This is a genomic window from Crateriforma spongiae (assembly GCF_012290005.1).
Taxonomy (GTDB): domain Bacteria; phylum Planctomycetota; class Planctomycetia; order Pirellulales; family Pirellulaceae; genus Crateriforma; species Crateriforma spongiae.
On record NZ_JAAXMS010000002.1, the window covers coordinates 696,796 to 717,230 of the forward strand.

The window sequence follows — 20,435 nt, forward strand, 5'->3', positions numbered from 1 at the left end:
CCGGTCCACCTGCGATAATGCCGTTACGCAACCGTGACCGATCCAGCCCCACCCTGGGGCAGATCCCGTGATCCCCACGTCGACAAGGAATCCGATCGCGTGTCCGAAACCACTGCCGCATCGCGTCCGTTTGTGCACCTTCATTGCCACAGCCACTACAGCCTGTTGGATGGCGCCAGCGATATCGGCAAGTTGGTCCAGCGGACCGTCGATCACGGCATGAACGCCCTGGCATTGACCGACCACGGCAATCTGCACGGGGCATTGGAGTTTTATCGGAAGGCCAAAGGCGCGGGCATCAATCCGATCATCGGCTATGAAGCCTACATCGCACCGGGCAGCCGATTCGACAAGGGAGGTGCGTCCAGCAGCAAAGCGGCCAGTTACCACCTGACCCTGTTGGCCAAAAACCGAACCGGCTTCAAAAACTTGATCAAGATGGCCAGCGCCGCGTCGTTGGAAGGCTTTTACTTCAAGCCGCGGATCGATAAGGAGATTCTGGAAACCTACAACGAAGGCATCATCTGTCTGTCCGGTTGCGTCAGCAGTGAATTCAGCCGTGCCATCTTGAAGGGGATCGACACCGCCGAGCACGAGAAAGAAGCCAGAGACATCGCCGGGTGGTTTCACAACGTCTTCGGCGATCGGTACTTCATCGAAGTGATGAACAACGGCGTCGACATCCAGCGTCAGCAACTGCAGGGTGCTGTTGAAATCGCTGACCGCTTGGGATTGCCCGTCGTCACCACCAGCGACACACACTATGTCGATCGGGAAGACGCCGAAGCCCAAGACATCATGCTGTGCATCAACACGGGACGATTCCGGACCGACCAATCGCGGATGAAGATGGAGAACGACCAGTTCTTCTTGCGCAGCCCCGAACAGATGTACGACTGTTTTCCGGGCATGGAAGACGCGGTTTCACGCAGCCAAGAAATCGCCGACAGCGTGGACATCGATCTGGAATTCGGCAAACACTTTTTCCCTCGGTTCGAATGCCCGAATGAACAAAAGCCGATCGACTATCTGCGCGAACTGTGCGTCGAAGGTCTGAAGGAACGATATGAGGGCGATCCCGATCGATTGATCGACGGCGAACTGTCCGATGAAGTCAAAGCTCGCTTGGACCGAGAACTGGGCGTTATCGAAAAACTGGGCTACCCGACCTATTTCCTGATCGTTTGGGACTTCGTCAATCACGCCCGCAGCATTGGTATCAACGCAACAGCACGGGGCAGCGGCGTCGGCGCGATCGTTTGCTATGCCTTGTACCTGTCTCACGTCTGTCCGCTGCGGTACGACCTGTTGTTCGAACGGTTCCTGGATGAAAGCCGAACCGAGCCGCCGGATATCGATATCGACTTTGAAAAGGAACGCCGCGGCGAAGTCATCGACTACGTGAAAAAGCGGTACGGCAGCGAGATGGTCTGCCAAATCGGTACCTTCGGAACGCTGGCCGCGCGCGCCGCGATCAAAGACACCGGCCGCGCCCTGGGCATCCCGCTAAGCCGGGTCAATCAGGTCACCGAAATGGTGCCGGACGAGCTGAAGATCACCCTGCCCAAGGCGCTCGAGAAAAGCGCCGACCTGAAAAACACGTATGACAACGATCCCGAAATTCGGGAACTGATCGACCTGGCGATGAAGATCGAAGGTCTGGCCCGAAACGTCGGAACGCACGCCGCCGCGGTGGTGATTTCCGACAAACCTTTGACCGAATACGTGCCGCTGACGCGGGTGCCCGGCAAACAAGATGTCATCACCCAGTGGTCGATGAACGACGTGGAAGCGTCGGGCCTGTTGAAGATGGATTTCTTGGGACTGCGGAACCTGACCATTCTGTCGCGGACGGTTCAGTTGGTCCAACAAACCACCGGGACGGAGATCGACCCGCTGAAATTCCCCTTGGATGACAAGGAATCCTATGCCCTGCTGCAACGCGGCGAAACCAAGGGCGTCTTTCAGCTGGAATCGGGTGGTATTCGTGATTTGTTGCAGCGGATGAAACCTGACTGCTTCAGCGACATCATCGCGACCGCCGCGCTTTACCGCCCCGGACCATTGGAAGGCGGGATGGTCGACGATTACGTCAACATCAAACACGGTCGCCAGGAACCCGAATACAAGCACCCTGTGCTGAAGGAAGTTCTTGAAGAAACCAACTCCATCATGGTTTATCAAGAACAGGTCATGCGGATCTTGAACCGCTTGGGCAAGATTCCGTTGGCCAAAGCGTACACGTGCATCAAGGCGATCAGTAAGAAAAAAGAAGCTTTGATCGCAGCCAACTACAAAGCCTTCATCGAAGGTTCCGTCGAAAACGGGCTGGCCAACAAAGATGCCGAAGACATCTGGAATCTGATCGTCAAATTTGCGGGCTACGGATTTAACAAGTCACACAGTACCGCCTATGCACTGGTGGCCTACCAGACGGCGTACCTGAAAGCCCACCATCCGATGGAATTCATGGCAGCGTTGCTGTCCAGTGACATCGACGGTCGAAATTTCAAGCGAAAGGATTCGCTGGTCGAGCACATGGAAGACTGCGACCGGATGCAGATCGAGATCGAGCATCCGTGTGTCAATCGCAGCGCCGCCGACTTTTCGGTCAACGACGGAAAGGTCCAATTTGCCCTGTCGGCAATCAAAGGCTGTGGTGGCAGCACGGCGACGTCGATCGAACGAGAGCGTTGCAAAAACGGTCCGTTCAAAGACATTTTCGATTTCTGTGAACGAGTCGACCCGCATGACTGTAACCGGTCATCGATCGAATCACTAATCAAAGCCGGTGCGATGGACTGCTTCGGTGCCCATCGCAGCCAGCTAATGTCGATCGTCGACCGGGCCCTACAAGCCGGTGCCGCGGTTCAAAAAGACAAGAAAAGCGGGCAAGCCAATCTCTTTGGTGCGTTCGACGATGAACCGGAAGCCGACGCACCGTCGATCCCCCTGCCCGACATTGATGAATGGCCCGATCGTGAAAAGCTGTTGAACGAGAAAGAAGTGCTGGGCTTCTATTTGGACAGCCATCCGTTGGCTGAATATGAAAACAAACTAGCAACCTTTCGGACGCACACCACCGACAAATTGGGGGACGTCAAGGATCGTGCCGAAGTCATCCTTGGCGGCATGATCAGCAGCATCAAGTTGGCCCACACCAAGAACAGCAAACCTGGTCAGCCGTCGAAGTACGCCAACTTTGATTTGGAAGACATGGGCGGCAACGTCCGCTGTATCGTCTGGCCACGCGGTTTCGCCGAATGCGGCGAACGCGTTCAGCCCGACGCGGTGGTCTTGGCCAAAGGCAAAGTTGACCGGCGGGGCGGCGGTGATGAAGTCAATCTGATCATCGACGACCTGGTCCCGCTGGATGAACTGGACAACCGGTACACCCACGGCATCCGTATTCGCTTTGACGAAATCGAACACGACGCCAATACGATGAACAGTGTCCGCGAAATCATCCGCGGGTATCCCGGTTCCAAAGAGTTGTTGATCACCATCGGGCTACGCGACGGAGAAACCGTTCACCTGAAAAGCGATCGTTTCCGCGTCGACGTGACCCCCGAATTGCGTGATCGTCTGGACGATTTAATGGGCAGCGGCCATTACAAACTGCTGATGAGCAAACCGGCCGGACGCTGAACCACAATCAAGTTCAATGGGACGCAAATTCAACGCAGATCGGTGTCGGCACGACGGCCATATTCCGCGTGTAAGTCAGTTCGCCGGATTCCGAATCGATGGCAAACACCGTAACGGTATTGCTATCGCGTCCGGCGGCTAACAAATAGCTGCCGCTGGGATCCAGGTTAAAATTCCGCGGCCACCCGCCGCGAATGGGCTCGACTTCGATCGCCGACAGCTTTCCTGATTCATCGTCCACACGAAACGCGCTGATCGAATCGTGTCCGCGGTTGCTGGTGTAGACAAACTTTCCGCTGGGATGAACACGGATCTCCGCGGCGCTGTTGAAGGTCTCTTTGGCCTTGGTTTCTTCGGAAAGAGTCTCAATGGTTTGCACCGGAGCCATGGTGCCGGCTTTGGCGTCATAGTCGAACACGGTGACCGAAAGTGCCAGTTCATTCAACACATAGGCTTTGTCCCCGTCGGGGCTGAATTTCATGTGCCGCGGACCACCGCCGGGCGGGCAAACTCCTTCACCATGCGGCGTCAGTTTGGCATTTTCGGCATCCAGGCGATAAATCACGACGCGGTCCAATCCCAAATCGGGAACAAACACGAACCGATTGTCCGGCGATGTCCCCACCCAATGGGCGTGCGGTTTGTCTTGACGGCGATCCACGACACCGCTGCCGCCACTGTGCTTTTGCAAATCGCTTCGCGGCTGGATCGTGCCATCGTCGGCCAGCGGGAACACCGCAACGCTGCCGCCGCCGTACTGCGCCGACATCAGAACCTTCCCGCTGCGATCGGTCGACAAATGAGCCGCACCACCGTCACCGATTTCTTGGTGCCCCACCGGTGTCAACCAACTTCCATCGGCGTCACGATCAATCTTGTACGCGGCCACCACCGCCTGACCGTCGATGGCCCCCGTGCTGTACAAGATGTCCAACGTCGGGTGTTTGGCGACAAACCCGGGGTTGGAAAGCTCGGCGGCCAAAGCGATGTTCGTCAACTTGCCGCTGTCGGAATCAAATTGGCCCTGGTAAATCCCCTGGCTGGTGCCGCCTCGTGGGGTTGTCGTTCCGAAAAAGACCGCCGACGTCGCGGCTTGACCCAATGTCGCCGCAAACAAACTGAACCCGACCGCAACGGTCAAACGACGTGCACGCATGGAAACCTCCGGAAAGCGAAACTTGGTTGGGGTGCGTATTTTCAACGGCACCATCGTAACAAGCCGCCATGCATCCGGTTTGCGCGAAACGCCACGGGGGCAACCGCCGTGTTCAACGAAGATCGTCGGGCTTGCTGATTCGATGCAAGCCCACGAAGAACATCACAATGGCAACGGCCAGCATCACCGCCGACGCAACCACCATGGCGATTGAGCGACCTGACTGCAGCAAATCTGATTTGGGCCCCGACCAGCCTTCGTTCCGCAGGTCCAATCCCAATGCCAAGCAGAACAAGACCAAGGCAGCGGTGAAGATCAGTGAACTGATAACAATCAGGCCAAAGGCCCGGCGGCGTGACAGTGGCCTCATTGCGGCAGCAAATCCTCTTCCAACAAGTGGCAATAGGCGTCGTACCGTCGCGCATCGATACGTGCGTCGGCGACGGCATCCTTCACAGCACAATCCGTCTCCGTCAAATGCAGACAATCCGGGTACCGACAACTGCTGACGTAGGGCCGAAAATCGGGCATCAATCCGCCAACCTCATTGGCCTCGATATTCCACAATTGGAACTGGCGGATCCCGGGCGTATCAAAGACGGCACCACCGCCGTCGGTGGGAATCAATCGCGACGCGGTCGTGGTGTGACGCCCCTTGTCGTTGTCGTCACTGACTTCGCCCACGGCCAGCCCAAGCCCCGGTTGGATCCGGTTCAGCAAACTGCTTTTCCCCACACCGCTTTGCCCAGCCAAGACCGCCTGTTTGCCGGTAAGCAACGCACGCAGTGGATCGATGTTCCATTCCGTTTCGGCGGAAACCATCAGCGTTCGGTACCCCATCGACGCATAAACGCCCACGATGGGCTGAATCCGTATCGGGTCGATCAAATCGCATTTGTTGAAAACGATGATCGGCTGAATTTCGCATTGAGCCGCCGTCAACAAAAACCGATCGATCAAAGCGGGCTTCAGCGATGGCCTGGCCACGCTGGCGATGATCAGCACGTAGTCGACATTGGCGACAATGACATGCTGTTTCCCGCGACTGGACCGTGACAACACGCCACGACGTGGCAGCACACTTTCGATCATGCCATCTTGCGGTGATTCCGCACGCAGCGTCACGCGATCACCGGCCACCACGACGTGTCGCTGATCGGTCGACAATGACTTTAACAACTGACGCACGGCACATTCATACCGCCGTCCGTCGTCACCGATTACACGAACCTTTAGCCCGTGAACGCTGACGACGCGGCCACGAATCAAATCTGAATCGGTATCCAGTTTGACATTCAGACCGGCCGCCTGGTCGGGATTGGAATCGGCACCGATGACCGTTCGCTTGCGAGTCAGGTCGCCTTTGCCCGTCAACCGTTCGGACTGAACGGCGTCGGCCAAGCTGTCTTGATCCCCGGCTTGGAAGCGACGGGTCAGATCCGAATCGCGGACACGACCCTGGTGTTTCTTGCGAAAATCGGCACGAAGCTTGTTGTGTTTTTTCTTTGGCATCTGACCGCCGCCCGGGTCACCGCATGCGAATCGCCAAACGGATCAGGTTCCGCCATCGATCAGGGCGTCGGCATCCCGCGAATCGCTGTCTCGCTGGACGGGCGTGCCGGGACTGTGCTCCTGCGCACTCTCGGGTGCAAGCGTCTGTTCGACCTTATCTTTCTTGGTCCCGTTGCGTTGGTGAATCGAGGGTCCGATCAGGTCAGTCAATTCCATTTCCGACAGTTCTTCCTTCTCCAACAACGCCCTGGTGATGGATTCCAGTTCTTCGCGATGCTCACGCAACAGTTGTTCAGCCTTTTGATCGGCCTCCAACAAGATCCGCGCGACTTCTTCATCGATCAACTCTTGCGTGTGTTCGCTGAACTGTCGTGACTGATGGATCTCGCGGCCCAAAAATGGGTCTTCGTCACTGGTCTTGTAGCTGACCGGACCGATTTTCGAACTCATGCCCCAGTGGGTGACCATGCGTCGCGCGATGCTGGTGGCACGTTCCAGATCGTTTTCGGCACCGACACAGGTTTCGCTGTAGATGATCTTTTCGGCAGCACGCCCCCCCAGCAAAACGATCAATTGGTGTTCCAATTCACGCTTGCTGACACTCAGCCGATCTTCGTTGGGCACATACTGGGTGACCCCCAAAGCACGGCCACGAGGAATGATCGTCACCTTGTGTACGATGTGCGATCCGTCCAAATGCCAGGCGGTCAGGGTGTGCCCCGCTTCGTGATAAGCGGTCTTTTCTTTCTCGCTTTCTTGCAGCACCTCTTCACGCTTGGCCCCCATCAGGATCTTGTCGCGGGCGTAGTCGAAATCTTCCATTTCGACCAGCTTTTTGTCCTGACGTGCGGCCCACAATGCCGCTTCATTGACCATGTTGCGAATGTCCGCACCGGTCAAACCGACCGTGCCAGCGGCCAAACGTTTCAGATCAACATCGTCGCCCAGCGGAACGTCGCGGACGTGGACTTTGAAGATTTCTTCGCGGCCTTTCATCGTCGGACGCCCGACAGTGATGTGACGGTCAAAGCGGCCGGGGCGCAGCAACGCCGGATCCAAGACATCCGGTCGGTTGGTCGCGGCGACAACGATCACGGCTTGGCTGCCGCTGAAGCCATCCATTTCACCCAAGATTTGGTTCAACGTTTGTTCACGTTCATCGTGGCCGCCGCCCAGGCCCGCGCCGCGTTGGCGGCCGACGGCGTCGATTTCGTCGATGAAGATGATCGACGGTGCTTGTTCCTTGGCCGTGCGGAACAGATCGCGCACACGACTGGCACCGACACCGACGAACATTTGAATGAATTCGCTGCCGTTGACGCTGAAGAACGGCACATCCGCTTCGCCCGCAATGGCGCGTGCCAACAACGTTTTGCCCGTCCCCGGAGGCCCATTAAGCAGCACGCCTTTGGGGACAAAGCCGCCCAGTTTTTGAAACTTCTCGGGCGTTTTCAGGTAGTCGACAATCTCTTGCAGGTCGGCTTTGACGCCCTCCAGACCGGCAACGTCGGTGAACTTGATTGCCTTTTCATTCGCTTCGAAACGCTTGGCGGGACTCTTGCTGAACCCTGATAAAAATCCGCCGCCCATGATGTCGCTGCGTGTCCGACGAATCATCACAAACAGGAACGCGATGATCGCCAGCGGCAGCCCCACCATGATCAGCAGACTGAGAATTTCGCCGGTACGGTCGCGCTCGGCGAATTCATAAGGCACATCGGCCTGACGCAACTGGTCTTCCAGTTCGATGGTGGCACCGGCGTCACGGTTGCGAGTGACGTAGAACTCTTTGCGGTATTTCTGGACCGTATCGGAATCAGCAGTTTGTTCGGACGCCGGCTTGTTGGGCCGCGTTTTGAACTTTCCGCGGATAGTTTCGTCGGTGATGACGACACTTTCTATGTTATCGCCGGCCAGTTCGTTCTGGAAAAAGCTGGCGGTGACCCGGTCGCGTTCTTCGCCGCGATTGAAAAACAACATCGCGATCAGCCCGGCCACAACCAGGGCGATCAAGAACGAATTGTTTCCCCGCTTGCGACCATCGGTGGCCGAATCGGTCTTCTCCTCCGGACGATTTTCCATCGAATACCTTTCCCGAGCCCCCGGGCGGGACGCTCCGAACGTTCAAAATTTGTTTAAGCCGACGACGTCATCGTAGGCGGTCGAACACCAGTCTAGCACTGACACCCCCAAACGTCCGACCCCACTGTGCGACGGTCAATCGCCGCAAATCAGGCCGCGACGAACGCCGGTTCAGACGTGCGGGCGTCCTAGTCGCCGGACGGTTGCCCGGACAACCACTGGGGATCAACGGGATACCCCTCGCCATCGGCACGGATCAAATGACCGCGAACGGCGTCGGCCGATAAACCACGGATCTCCTGAATCTGGCTGCAGGTGTAGCCGTCGCGACGAAGCTTCCAGGTCCAGTAGTACGCCGTGGCGGTCCCGGACGGTTCTGAGGAATCGTCGCCCTGGCCGCCGACTGCCAAATCGCCAGCCTGGGGAGCGTCGGCCAAACAGTCCAGCACGATTTGGACCAAATCGTGCCCCGCCGACTCAATCAATTCCGTCGACACGCCTTCGACCGATTCCAATTGCGTTGTCGTCTGGGGTTGCCGGCGGGCGATTCGCTGAAGCGTTGCGGCGGAAACGATCTGGTGGGCGGGAACCGCCATGGCGGCGGCGCGTTTGCGTCGAAACCGCTTCAATCGTTCTTCCAAATCGCTCCGCAACTGTTCTTCGGGGCTGACGGCGACTGACGAAGCGACCAAGTCGGCTTCGGCGGAATGCTTGCCCGACGCTGGCGTGCCGGCGGGCGACTCGGGGGCCCGCCCCGGATTGTTGTCGATCCGCAGAGTGGTTTCCGACGCTTGCGGTGTCGAAGCCGCATTCGATGCCTCCGGCTGATTCGGTGGTTCCGACGACGACCGCGGAGCATCCGGTTCGGTCTTGGCGGCGGCGGTGACGTCCGCCTTTTCCAACGACCGAACGGCGGCGGCCAATTTGCGTGCAAGCGGGTAGGCGGGCTGGAAACTGTCGGGAACCGACGCTTTGGCGTGCATCACGTCGCGCCCGTCATCGGTCAAATGCACCGTGGGGCGTCGCTGATCAACCTCGACCTGTTTCAGCAATCCCGCAGCGATCAGTTCATCCATCACTTGGACGACCTCTGTTTGACGAAGCTTGTCCAACAAACCGTAGGTGCTAAGCCGATTCAATTTCCATTGCTGCAGCTTTTTGCTTTTGCTGCCGCACAACATCTGTGCCACCAATGTTTTGCCGAATCGTCCGTGCGTCCGGGTGACGCCGCTCAAGACCACTTGGACGCCGCGTTGCAACAGCACCGGATCGATCTTGGAAACGCCCGATGACGGCGTCGCAGACATCTTCGATGCCGACACGACACCAACATCTGCACCGGAGCGTCGTCCGGTCGGATCACATCGATCGCATAATCCACAATCGGTTGCATTCGGGTCACCGAAGTACCGCAGAACGACTCGCTGACGACAGCCGGACGTCCGCGCAAAGTCGATCACCGCATCCAGTTTTTGATACTCCGCGTCCTTGCGTCGTTGCAATTCGTCGAAGTCGATCGCCAAGTCGTCAAAGCGAACGTCGCGGCGTGTGAAGTGAATCGCCCGGCCCCGAAACGGCGGCACGTAGTCGAACGATCGCAGTTTCTGTAGTTCGCGCAGTGTTCGTGACAACTGTTCACGGTCCACCCCCGCTAATTCGGCCAAGCGTGACGGCCGCACATACACGTCTTCCCCGCGTCGACGCCCCACCACTTTTTCGATGGCCGTCATCACTTTGCGTCGCAGCTTGGCTTCGCGAGGCAGATAATCCAGCAACGTGGGTGTTTCGTCATCGATCCGAACCACCGCGTGGTTGCTACTGCTGTCCAATCGCCGCAACACCCCGGCTTTGGCCAACAGCGTTTCCGCGGTCCCAATTGCTTCGGCACTGTCTTTGACATCGATCGCCTGTCGGACTTGATCCAAGGTCAGTTCGATCGGGTCGTCGTCCAGCGAACACAGGTACTGGTAAACCTTTTGAACCGTTTCCCGCGACGGGTAACGATTCTCGATAAAGAATTCTTGGATGTAGCGGTCCTGGTAGGAAAACAGCAACCGACAGCCGCTCATCTTTCCATCACGACCGGCGCGTCCGGCTTCCTGGTAATACGCTTCCAGGCTGCCCGGCATGTTGTAGTGAATCACATACCGGATGTCGGATTTGTCGATCCCCATTCCGAACGCGTTAGTGGCGACAATCGCGGCAAGCTTGCCCGACATGAAGGCTTCTTGAACCTGATGTCGCTGTGTCGGATCCAACCCCGCATGGTAGACCCCGACTCGTTTACCACTGCGATCGGGTAACCAGTCGCCGATCGCTTCACAGCGCTTCCGCGTGGCGGCATAAATGATCCCCGTTCCGTCCGTTTGTGCGACGTGCTGGGCCAGACGTTCGTCTTTGGACGAATCGCTTTGAAAATGATCCACCGAAAAACGCAAATTCGTTCTGGCGAATCCGGTAACGAAGACTGACGGCTGGTCCAGATTCAACAAGCCACAGATATCGTCACGGACCGTCGGAGTTGCCGTTGCCGTCAGCGCGATCGTTTGCACTTTGTTCAGGTAACGCTGACGAAACGCCCCCAGACGTGCATAGTCGGGTCGAAAATCGTGCCCCCATTCACTGACACAATGGGCTTCGTCGATCGCCAACAACGACACCTTCACCCTGCGGATCGCTTCCAGGAACCGTCCGTTCCGCAATCGTTCCGGTGCGATGTAAACCAGTTTCACTTGGCCCGATGCCATCGCTTCGATCGTTGCATCGTGTTCGGCCATCGTCAGGCTGCTGTTCAACAGCCGCGCGTCGATGCCGCGGGCCTGCAACGCATCGACCTGGTCTTTCATCAGCGCGATCAATGGCGACACAACAATGGTTGTTCCCTCGCGGGACAAGGCCGGCAATTGATAACACAGACTCTTGCCGCCCCCGGTCGGCATGATGCACAAACAATCGCGACCATCGGCGACCGCATCAATGACGTCTCGCTGTCCCGGGCGAAACGATTGCAACCCGAACCGATCCAGCAGCGATTCGGGGTTGCCCGTTCCGGGAACCTGATGTGCGACCTTCACATCCGCCATCAATTCACCAGGCTTTTCAAATTCGGCATTTCTTCACGCAGCGTTTCCATTACGTCATCGGGAACGTCCAAGTTGGTCACGTGCAAGGTTTCCAGTTTTTGCAGCTTCGTCAGCCGGGCCACGCCCTCAGGTGAGACGCTGGTTTTCCCCAGATGCAAAAATGTCAATTCGGGAAGCCCAACGATGGTGTCGATCGACGCGTCGGTGACGCCGGGAAGGTTGTCCAAATTCAACGAGGTCAACTGCGTCATTCCATCCAATGCTTTGACACCGGCATCGTCCACCTTGCAAAGCCACAAGTTCAGCTTGGTCAGTTTTGGCATTTGGCCGATCCAAGGCATCCCCTGGTTCCCAAAATCGGTTTCGGCCAATTCCAAATCGACCACCGGCAAAGTCGCGATCGGTTCAAAGGAGTCACCGGTGACGCCGCTGCCCCGCAGACGCAACTTCTTGAGTTGGCCCATCGCTGTGAGAGCGGGCAAGACACGGTCGTCAAAGTTTTTGCCGGACAAGCTTAGGTCTTTCATCGCGGTCAACGATTCGATCGCCGACATGCCTTCGGACGTCACGTCGGGCGCCCCGTGCAAATGCAACAGTTGCAAGTTGCCTTGTTGAGACACCTTGGCAATCGTCGCGTCGGTGATCGAAGTATCCGTCAGCCGCAGACGACGCAGCGTCGGGATACCGGCAATGGGCAGTGCCGCCGTATCACCAACCTGTGCCCCGGTCATCCGAACCTCTTCCACACCGGGCAGCGAAAGCGTGGCCGCAACGACCACGGGCAAATCGTCCGCTGCGATGTCGTTCAAATACACCGCACACCGTTCGTTGCCTTTGGTCCAATGAACTTCGCCCCCGAGCCGCTGGATCTCGGATGATGAATCCACCGTGTTCGCCGCATCGTCCGAACCAACGTCGGGTGCGTCTTTGCGTGCGTCTCGGCCACAACCGGCGACCAAAAAGACACCAACCCCCAAGACGATCAGGGAAAACGCTCGGATTTTCCGGCGTCGGGATTGCAATCTGCTTAGCACGTCGATGTCCTCCATTGGCCCCGATGCAAAGGTCGTCGCTGCGGCCCACCGCAGGAATCGGCTGCAAGCGTCGACAAAGATGCTATTGTGCGGGATGACCGGGCCGACGGGAACAGGCAACCGGCGGAGCTTGTGCACCAACATCATCCGAATCGCCGGACCGTCCGCCCCACCATTGAAGCGATCAGTCGAGGACATAGACATGGACGAAGACCGCGAATTGAACGACGAATCCACCTATGTGTGTGACGGATGTGGCGAAGAGATCGTGATTCCGATCGACGTCACCGAAGGCTCCCGGCAAGATTATGTCGAAGACTGTCCGGTGTGCTGTCGTCCCAATCACATCCATGTCGACGTCCGTGATGGCGAAGTTTTCGTGTCCGCCGACGCCGAACAAGACCGTTTCTGAATCTGCGTCGTGCGCATCAGTACTTGCTTATTGCCGTCGCTGCGGTCGGCCGATTTTTCGGCGGACTTGGCCATCGTGATTGACGTTTTGCGGGCGACCACGGTCGCGTCCACTGCCCTGGGCAATGGCGCCGGAATTTTGTGGACGTGCCCCGGCATCGATGCGTCGCGAAAACTGTCCGAACGAATCGCGGCGGACACTCCGACACCACCGCTGCTGTGCGGTGAACGGCAATGCCACCGGATCGCAGGATTTGATCTGGGCAATTCGCCGGCCGAATATGGAAAGTCGGTCGTGTCCGGACGCGACTTGATTTTGACGACGACCAATGGAACCGCTGCCGTCGCGGCGGTCGGTGATGTGGGCCAAGTGATCCTGGGTTCCTTCGTGAACTTTTCCGCCATCCGGAACGCGATGTCGGGTCATGAAAACGTGTTGCTTGTCTGTGCGGGAACCGACGGCGAGATCACTTTGGAAGACGTCTTGCTGGCGGGCGCAATCATCGAAGATGCCGTCATCAGCGATAACGCGACCGTCGCCGATGATGCCGCCGAAATCGCGCGGGCGACTTGGCGTCAGCAGTTTTCCGCACCCGTCTGTTCGCTGGCACCCACCGACCTGGCCGGTGGCCTGCGACTGGGCCGCGGCGGCCGTAATTTGGTCAATCGCGGCTACGCAGATGATGTTCTGCGATGCGCCCGAATTGACACCTGTCGGGTCGTTCCGACACGAATCCGATTCGACGCCGGAACCGATGGGACCGCGTTTGCCGATGCACCAAGGTAATCGTCATCGCCGTAACGATTGATCTTGTGACGACGGGGCTGTTCCGGAGATAACGCGGACGGACTGTTGGCTGCGAACCGATCGACCTTCCACCTGTATCCCCAGACGTTTGGAACGTGACACGCATTGATCGCTACATCTTGGTGCTGTTTCTGCGCACCGTATTGATCACGTTTTGTTCGCTGGGTGGCGTTTTTGTGGTGTTTCATGCGTTTCACAGCATGGACGAATTGACGCGACGCGCCGAATCCAGTGGCGGTTGGTTTCCGACGCTGATCAGTTCGTACGGCCCGTTGCTGTTGCTGCTTTTCGACTGGACCGGGGCGATCATCACGTTGATGGCGTTTCTGTTCACGGCCGGTTGGCTGCGGCACACCGGCGAACTGACCGCAACGTTGGCGGCGGGAGTCTCCCACGGCCGAATCTTGCGACCGATGGTGATGGCCAGTGCCGCCATCATCATGGTCCAGTTGGCCAATCGCGAGCTGGTGCTGCCGCATTTTCGCGATAGTCTGACGATGAAATCGAAAGACTTGGACGTCAACGCAGCGCAACCGGTGACGTCGCGTTACGACCGAATCAACGGCATCCTGATCGACGGCAGTTCGCTGGTTGCTACTGAAAAACGCATCACCGAACCCAGCTTTCTGTTGTACGGCGACTTTGACGGCTTTGGCGATCTGTTGACCGGCACCGACGCCGTCTGGTTGGCCGCCAGCGACAAGCACCCCGATGGTTTTCTGGTCCAAGACGTCCAGCGTCCCGAATCTGTTTCGCAAGTCCCCACGGTCTATTTTGACGGACGACCGATTCTGATGACGGCCACTGACCAAGATTGGCTGAATCCCGACGAGTGCTTCGTCGCGACGAGGATCGGCATCGATTTGCTACAGTCCAATTCCACCGCCACCAAACAGGCATCGGTTCTGGAACTGGTCGGTCGTGTTTGCAATCCGGCCGTCCACAGCAGCGACGCGCTGCGGGTCTATCTGCACGAACGGGTCGTCCGTGTCCCCTTGGATATGGCTTTGGTGCTGTTGGTGTTGCCGTTGGTGGTCAATCGTCGTCAACAGAACTTGTTCGTCTGTATCGGGGCGGCAATCGGTATCGTCGTTTTCTTCTTTGGGCTAAAAACGGTGGCCGGCGGAATGGCGGGCAGTGGCTATGTGTTGTCACCCGCGATGGCCGCTTGGATCCCGCTGTTGGTGATCGGTCCGGTCGCGTACGTCCGGTACCGCTTCGTCCAAACGGTTTGAATCGGCGTCGCATCGGCGTGTCGCCGTCCCCATCTGCAACGGTCACGGCACGTGAAGCCCGACGAAATTTCGATTGTGATCCCCGCACTGAACGAAGCGGATCACATCGCCCCGTGCATTGATTCCGCCTTAGCGGCGGGAGCAACGGAGATCATCGTCAGCGACGGCGGCAGCACCGACGCAACCGCTTCGATCGCGCGACAGTCCGGTGCCGGGCATGTCATCCGTAGCCTTCCTGGACGCGGCATCCAAATGAATTCGGGATCGGTTTTCGCCCGTGGCAAAGCCATCTTGTTCCTGCACGCCGACAGTCGTCTGGGCAACGACACCTTGGACCAGATCTGTCGCTTGGACGACGAATGGGTCTGGGGCGCGTGCCGCCAGAGAATCGAATCTTCCGAACGCATCTATCGCTGGATCGAATCGGGCAACGCGGCAAGAGTCCGCTGGATGTCGATGGCGTTCGGCGACCAAGCCATCTTCGTCCGTCGCAATGTCTTCAAGTCCGTCGGCGGGTTTAGCGAATCACCACTGATGGAAGATGTCGAACTGTCCAGAAGGCTGCGAAGTCGCGACCGACCCAAACTGATTGATGGCCCGGTGATCACCAGCGCACGCCGCTGGCAAAACCGGGGACCGGTCCGCCAGACGCTGCTGAACTGGCGAATCCAGATCGCCTACAAACTGGGTGTTGCACCGGAGACCCTGGCCGATTGGTATCGCGGCAAGTGACCTACGGCTTTGCCGACACAAGCGGGACCAAGGCGACCGCATCGGCAATGACATGCCCATCGGTCCCCTGATTGCTGATTCGAACGGTGACGGATTGTCTGGTCGATAACGAGTATTTGCCCAGGGAAACGAAACAGCCATCCAACGTCGGACTTTCCTTCTGATTGACGGTGGCGACCACCTGATTTCCCCCCCATCGAATCAGAACCGGCACATTGGTCGCACGATTGGAATGCGGTGTGTATGCCAGACGCAGCTCGTATTCGCCGCCGTCGTCAACGGTGATCGTGAAGGTTGCGGTTGATTTGCCGTCCCCCGCATTCCCATCGTGCAGATAGTCGTAACCGACATGGTTGGCCGCAGAATGACTGGATTGCCAACTGCCCGTGGTCTGTGCTTTCGTGTTGTCAACGACCAAGCCATTGATCGACTTCACAGGAATCGATTGCGAGCGGTCTGAGACGGCATCCAAGACATCCGCCGGTGTTTCCAGCACTTGTTCGTCATCCAACAATTTCTGTCGCAATTCCGCGTACGGTATTTCTTGAACGGCGACGCCGCGATCAATCGCAATGGCGGCGGCGGTCGACGCGGATTGCCCCAGGATCATGAACACGGGTTCCATACGAATCGAACCAAAGGCGATGTGCGAGCTGGACACACAGACGGGTACCAACAGATTTTCGCACTCGGCCTTCTTCGGCACCAACGCTTGATAGGCGATCTGATACGGGCCCCGTGTCGACACACCGATATCGCCTTCGTTTTGCACATGACCGTTGTCATCGACGTACCGCTGGACGTTATGTGAATCCATCGCGTAACTGCCCATGCCCACCGAACAGGGCGTTTCGGTTCGCTTCAGCAGATGGTTTTCGGTCATCACCATTTCGCCCATCATTCGGCGGGCTTCGCGAACGTAAATCTGATGCGGCCAATTACCGTTGTCTTGAAACTCGTCCGCCGCCAAGCCCCATTGGTTCATTCGATCGCGTGTCGTCTGTGGTACACGCGGGTCGGTGCAGATGAAGTACAGCCAACCTTTCTGATAGCGCTCGTGTTCGGCGATGATTTCGCGACGTCGCTGGTAGCTGGCCTCGGGATATTCGTAGTTCATGCCGATGTTGTCGGTACTCATCGGACCATGGTTGTTCGTGTCGGTTTTGCGATTGGGAATCGGATCGAATTTCCGAAACGTATCCCTCCAACCGGCTTGGTAGATTCGCCCCAACAATTCGTAATCGGCCGGATCGTAACCGTCAGGCTTTGCAAAAGGGACTCGGTTATCGGGATGATCCGTCAGACACATGCGAAAGCAATAGGCTTGGATCCGGTGGTCCGCCGCACCATATTCACCGGGCGGATCATCGCTGACTTTGGCGATCACGCCGCTGGACGGGTCACCAGGGACCACATAGGGATCGATCGGGGAATCGATGGCTTTAAAATGATGGCGGTGGTGATAGACGCCGGTTTGAATGCCGTTCCATTGTTCACCGTACGTATCCATGGATTCGCGACCGACGTGATAGCTGACACCGGCGGCCGCCATCAGATCACCTTCATAGGTCGCGTCGATGAACATTTTGCCTTGATAGACACTGCCATCAAGCGTCGTGAACTGTGTGATGCGTCCGTCGACCACGGTGACACCGTTATCGCGATCCAGCCACCGGTCGCGGTGCACATCGATCTGGTTTTCGTCGACCCAACTGTCAAAGATGGCTTCGGCCACGTGCGGTTCAAAGATCCACATCGTGCGTCGATCGCCATCGATTGCCGGGGTCCCCTGGCCGCGATTTCCGTAATCCGAACGTGGCTGCCATTGCCAAGCCTGGTCGGTTTGATAGTGGTCGTATACACGGGCATAAAATTCTCGGGCGATTCCGCCGATGACCGCTTTGTTCCCCGTGTCGGTCCACCCCAAACCGCCGCTGGTCAATCCACCCAAGTGCTTGTCCGGCGATACGACGACGACCGACAGGCCATCGCGTTTCGCTTGAACCGCAGCGGAAATCGCCGCTGATGTACCGCCATAAATGACCAGGTCGCGACGCACACGGACCGGCCTATCTTGGTCTTTTCCTTGGGTCTGGTTTGCATCGGCAGCGAACACCGGATGCACACAGATCACCATCAGAGCGATGGTGAAAGCTTGTCGAACAGTCATGGGGCACACACGCTGGGGAAGCGAGTCGAAAGGCGGGACGAAACCTGCCACCGTCGGTCGCGATCAACCAATGCGTCGATGATGCGACCGGGCGACAGCTAGTGCCACAGCATAATGCCCTGCCCCGTTACCGTGGGCACCAACGTCGAACCCGATCAGCCTGCGGCGCGTGGGTGCGCCTTTTCGTAAATCTGGCGTAGCCCCGCGGCGCTAACGTGCGTGTAAATCTGTGTGGTCGACAGGCTTTTATGGCCCAGCAATTCTTGGACGCTGCGGATATCGGCTCCGCGATCCAGCAAATGTGTGGCAAAACTGTGTCGCAGCGTGTGTGGACTGGTCCGTGAATCCAGATCAGCCAGACCGATGTATTTTTCCAACATTCGTCCGACGCTACGCGTGGTCAGGTTTCGACCGAAACGATTCACAAAGACCGGGGCCTCGCGGCCGAGTTGTTCGACCTTGGGGTCGCGAACCCGCACCCGCGCATAACGATCGATCGCCCGCAGTGCGAAAGACCCTAGCGGACTGATCCGTTCCTTGCGACCTTTCCCACGCACCCGAACAATCTGTTCGTGTGGGTCGATATCACCGTCGCGGATCCCCACCAGTTCGCTGACGCGAAGCCCTGCGGAGTACATCGTTTCCAGAATCGCCCGGTCCCTCAGGCCCGCCGGATCGGCATCGGGCGGTGCCAACAACAGCCGCCCAACCTCATCGGTGCTTAACACGTGTGGCAGCTTTCGCTGTCGGCGTGGGTTACGCAGCGGCTTGGCGGGATTGCTGGTCGCCATCCCTTCACGCATGGCAAAGCGATAGAAACTGCGCAGCGATGCCAACTTTCGGGAAATGGTCGCGCGTGCGTATCCGGCTTCGGTCAAAGCCGCCTGGAACGTGCGCAGCTGTTGTGGCGAAAGATCATCCGGCTTGGGCGTGCCGCCGGTGGTCGCTTGCAACCATTCCAACAATCCGAACAGATCTTCGCGATACGACTTGATCGTCAAGTCGGACGCGTTGCGTTCGGTGGCCAAGTATCGCAGAAACGAAGTGATCGCTTGTTGCATTGCCCAAAAGAGCCCGAAACGTTTGGAAGCGGACGACTAAAATTCGTCCGATGACAGACTGTCCAACTCCGCTTCGTAATAATCGCAGGCTTCATCGGGCACGGCGTCACGGATCTTGCGGCTCAGCATCGCGGCGTCGTACCAGCTGAAATCGATTTCCGGATTGGCGGCGAATCGGGCCAGCTGACGCAACGTTTCGTCGCGGTTCTGATCGTCGAACAAAAAGAGAAACTTCTCTTCACCTTTGACCAACGCCAGTACGTTGATTTCCGCATCCATTCGATTGTTCCCGATGGTCCGTTGAACGTCCGTGGCCTTGGACCGAGCCGACAATTCGCCGGCCGGCGTGCCACGCTGACGAACATCAGTATCGGCTGAGCGGCCAACGTAGGATGAGGTCGCTTTGGTCCGCACCCCCGCGAGACTCCAGCATTTCAGCGATGTGAAGGTGACAACAGAAACGTACGAAATCATCGCTACGTTTCAGATATCCTTGCCAACCCATCCCGCGTGCGTCATCACCCGTTTCAACGTAATCGGCAAGCCTTGCCGTAAAGTAAGGGTCGTCCCCGCGATACATCCGCGTTTGTGCCAAGACCGGCTTATGAGTGGGCGTTGCAACCGGTCGCACCGGAGCCGGCGGATCGGGGATCAAGTCGACCGGACCGGGAAAATTGGGTGGCAGGCTTTCGTGCATCGCTCCGTCGGCGGTCCATGATTCCGCATCCAACGTGACGATCGAACCATCCAAAGGGTCTTGCAACATGACATCGCCGATGATGTTCTCACCTTCGACATAGCCTGCTTGGACCGTCGCTTGGCTGTCGGGGCCTTGGTGGCCGTCGGGTTGTTGCTGGGCAACGGTCGGCGATTGGGTGGCCAGCTGGCTGCGGGCAAGTTCGAATTCGGCTTCCTGGACAATTCGACTGGGGATGTCTTCTTCCGCCTCGGTTCCCCACGGCAAACCATAACCGGGCGGGATTTCGTGGAAGCCTTCGTTGGCTGCATACCAATGAACGGTCATGGCCATGCGGGGCGGGTAATACGATTCGTAATCGGTGACCGAGCCGACCACGACCGCTTCCACGTTCATGAACCGGGCCAGGTTCTGAAACTGTTGCCCGGTGGTGGGTTCGCCGAACTGCATCGCATACGCGTGCCACTGTGCTTTGGTCACGCCGACCGGCAAGACCTCGAACCCGGGAACCGCTTGCAGCGCCGCATAGTAGGCCTCGGCCACCTGTTCGGTGTCCAGCGTCGGCGATTGACTTTGGTTATAGAACGGCAACACCGCCACCCGCTTGAGCTGCGGAAACGGGTTGTGAAGCCTTTGGCGGTACCGCGTTTCGGGAAACAGCGAACAGCCGCCCCAGAACGGGCACAAAGCGATCGTCAGCAGAATCGCGGGCAGATGACGGGTGGCGTGTTTCACGGTTACTCGGGCCGGCGCGCAATGAGTCCCGCGTTGCCTCCGTCCCTAGCTTTCCTGGATCGGCACGCATC

At 57.9% G+C, this 20,435-nt stretch carries 15 protein-coding genes; 5 read left to right on the forward strand and 10 right to left on the reverse strand.

Annotation, left to right across the window (positions count from 1 at the left end):
• Window positions 1-99: 99 nt before the first annotated feature.
• Window positions 100-3,648, forward strand: a complete 3,549-nt coding sequence (gene dnaE / locus HFP54_RS06740; RefSeq protein WP_168564516.1) for a DNA polymerase III subunit alpha — start codon at window positions 100-102, stop codon at window positions 3,646-3,648.
• A 13-nt stretch (window positions 3,649-3,661) separates the two neighbouring features.
• On the opposite strand, the gene HFP54_RS06745 is transcribed toward dnaE, so the two are convergent.
• From HFP54_RS06745 to HFP54_RS06770, 6 genes are all read right to left on the reverse strand, one after another.
• A complete protein-coding gene (locus HFP54_RS06745; protein WP_168564517.1) occupies window positions 3,662-4,804 on the reverse strand; it encodes a lactonase family protein in 1,143 nt (380 codons plus the stop codon).
• A gap of 112 nt (window positions 4,805-4,916) precedes the next feature.
• Complete coding sequence (locus HFP54_RS06750; RefSeq protein ID WP_146410425.1) at window positions 4,917-5,174, reverse strand: hypothetical protein; 258 nt, start codon at window positions 5,172-5,174, stop codon at window positions 4,917-4,919.
• Window positions 5,171-6,316: a ribosome small subunit-dependent GTPase A gene (gene rsgA / locus HFP54_RS06755; RefSeq protein WP_146410424.1), complete on the reverse strand. Its 1,146-nt coding sequence runs from the start codon at window positions 6,314-6,316 to the stop codon at window positions 5,171-5,173. The genes HFP54_RS06750 and rsgA overlap by 4 nt, the downstream gene beginning before the upstream one ends.
• A gap of 42 nt (window positions 6,317-6,358) precedes the next feature.
• Complete coding sequence (gene ftsH / locus HFP54_RS06760) at window positions 6,359-8,398, reverse strand: ATP-dependent zinc metalloprotease FtsH (RefSeq protein ID WP_146410423.1); 2,040 nt, start codon at window positions 8,396-8,398, stop codon at window positions 6,359-6,361.
• Window positions 8,399-8,586: 188 nt separating this feature from the next.
• Entirely contained in the window at window positions 8,587-11,481 is a 2,895-nt protein-coding gene (locus tag HFP54_RS06765) for an ATP-dependent DNA helicase RecQ (RefSeq protein ID WP_168564518.1), read from the reverse strand.
• On the reverse strand, window positions 11,481-12,719 hold the full coding sequence (locus HFP54_RS06770; RefSeq protein ID WP_235951304.1) for a leucine-rich repeat domain-containing protein: 1,239 nt from the start codon (window positions 12,717-12,719) through the stop codon (window positions 11,481-11,483). The genes HFP54_RS06765 and HFP54_RS06770 overlap by 1 nt, the downstream gene beginning before the upstream one ends.
• Here HFP54_RS06770 and HFP54_RS25495 point away from each other — a divergent pair.
• The 4 genes from HFP54_RS25495 (at window position 12,718) to HFP54_RS06790 (ending at window position 15,701) form a co-directional block, all read left to right on the forward strand.
• Window positions 12,718-12,927, forward strand: coding sequence for a zinc ribbon domain-containing protein (locus tag HFP54_RS25495; RefSeq protein ID WP_231131236.1), 210 nt, complete (start codon window positions 12,718-12,720; stop codon window positions 12,925-12,927). The genes HFP54_RS06770 and HFP54_RS25495 overlap by 2 nt on opposite strands.
• Window positions 12,928-12,936: 9 nt before the next feature.
• On the forward strand, window positions 12,937-13,713 hold the full coding sequence (locus tag HFP54_RS06780) for a 2-phosphosulfolactate phosphatase (RefSeq protein ID WP_168564519.1): 777 nt from the start codon (window positions 12,937-12,939) through the stop codon (window positions 13,711-13,713).
• A 116-nt stretch (window positions 13,714-13,829) separates the two neighbouring features.
• Complete coding sequence (locus tag HFP54_RS06785) at window positions 13,830-14,969, forward strand: LptF/LptG family permease (protein ID WP_168564520.1); 1,140 nt, start codon at window positions 13,830-13,832, stop codon at window positions 14,967-14,969.
• A gap of 51 nt (window positions 14,970-15,020) precedes the next feature.
• On the forward strand, window positions 15,021-15,701 hold the full coding sequence (locus HFP54_RS06790) for a TIGR04283 family arsenosugar biosynthesis glycosyltransferase (RefSeq protein ID WP_168564521.1): 681 nt from the start codon (window positions 15,021-15,023) through the stop codon (window positions 15,699-15,701).
• A gap of 1 nt (window position 15,702) precedes the next feature.
• Here the strand turns inward: HFP54_RS06790 and HFP54_RS06795 are convergent, their stop codons facing one another.
• From HFP54_RS06795 to HFP54_RS06810, 4 genes are all read right to left on the reverse strand, one after another.
• On the reverse strand, window positions 15,703-17,871 hold the full coding sequence (locus tag HFP54_RS06795) for an FAD-dependent oxidoreductase (protein WP_235951305.1): 2,169 nt from the start codon (window positions 17,869-17,871) through the stop codon (window positions 15,703-15,705).
• 155 nt (window positions 17,872-18,026) lie between these two features.
• Window positions 18,027-18,932, reverse strand: a complete 906-nt coding sequence (xerC, locus tag HFP54_RS06800; RefSeq protein ID WP_146410416.1) for a tyrosine recombinase XerC — start codon at window positions 18,930-18,932, stop codon at window positions 18,027-18,029.
• Window positions 18,933-18,968: 36 nt separating this feature from the next.
• Window positions 18,969-19,211 (reverse strand): hypothetical protein, encoded by a 243-nt coding sequence (locus tag HFP54_RS06805; RefSeq protein WP_145303708.1) that lies wholly within the window; start codon window positions 19,209-19,211, stop codon window positions 18,969-18,971.
• Between the two features lie 85 nt (window positions 19,212-19,296).
• Window positions 19,297-20,343 (reverse strand): hypothetical protein, encoded by a 1,047-nt coding sequence (locus HFP54_RS06810; RefSeq protein WP_168564733.1) that lies wholly within the window; start codon window positions 20,341-20,343, stop codon window positions 19,297-19,299.
• Window positions 20,344-20,435 lie beyond the last annotated feature (92 nt).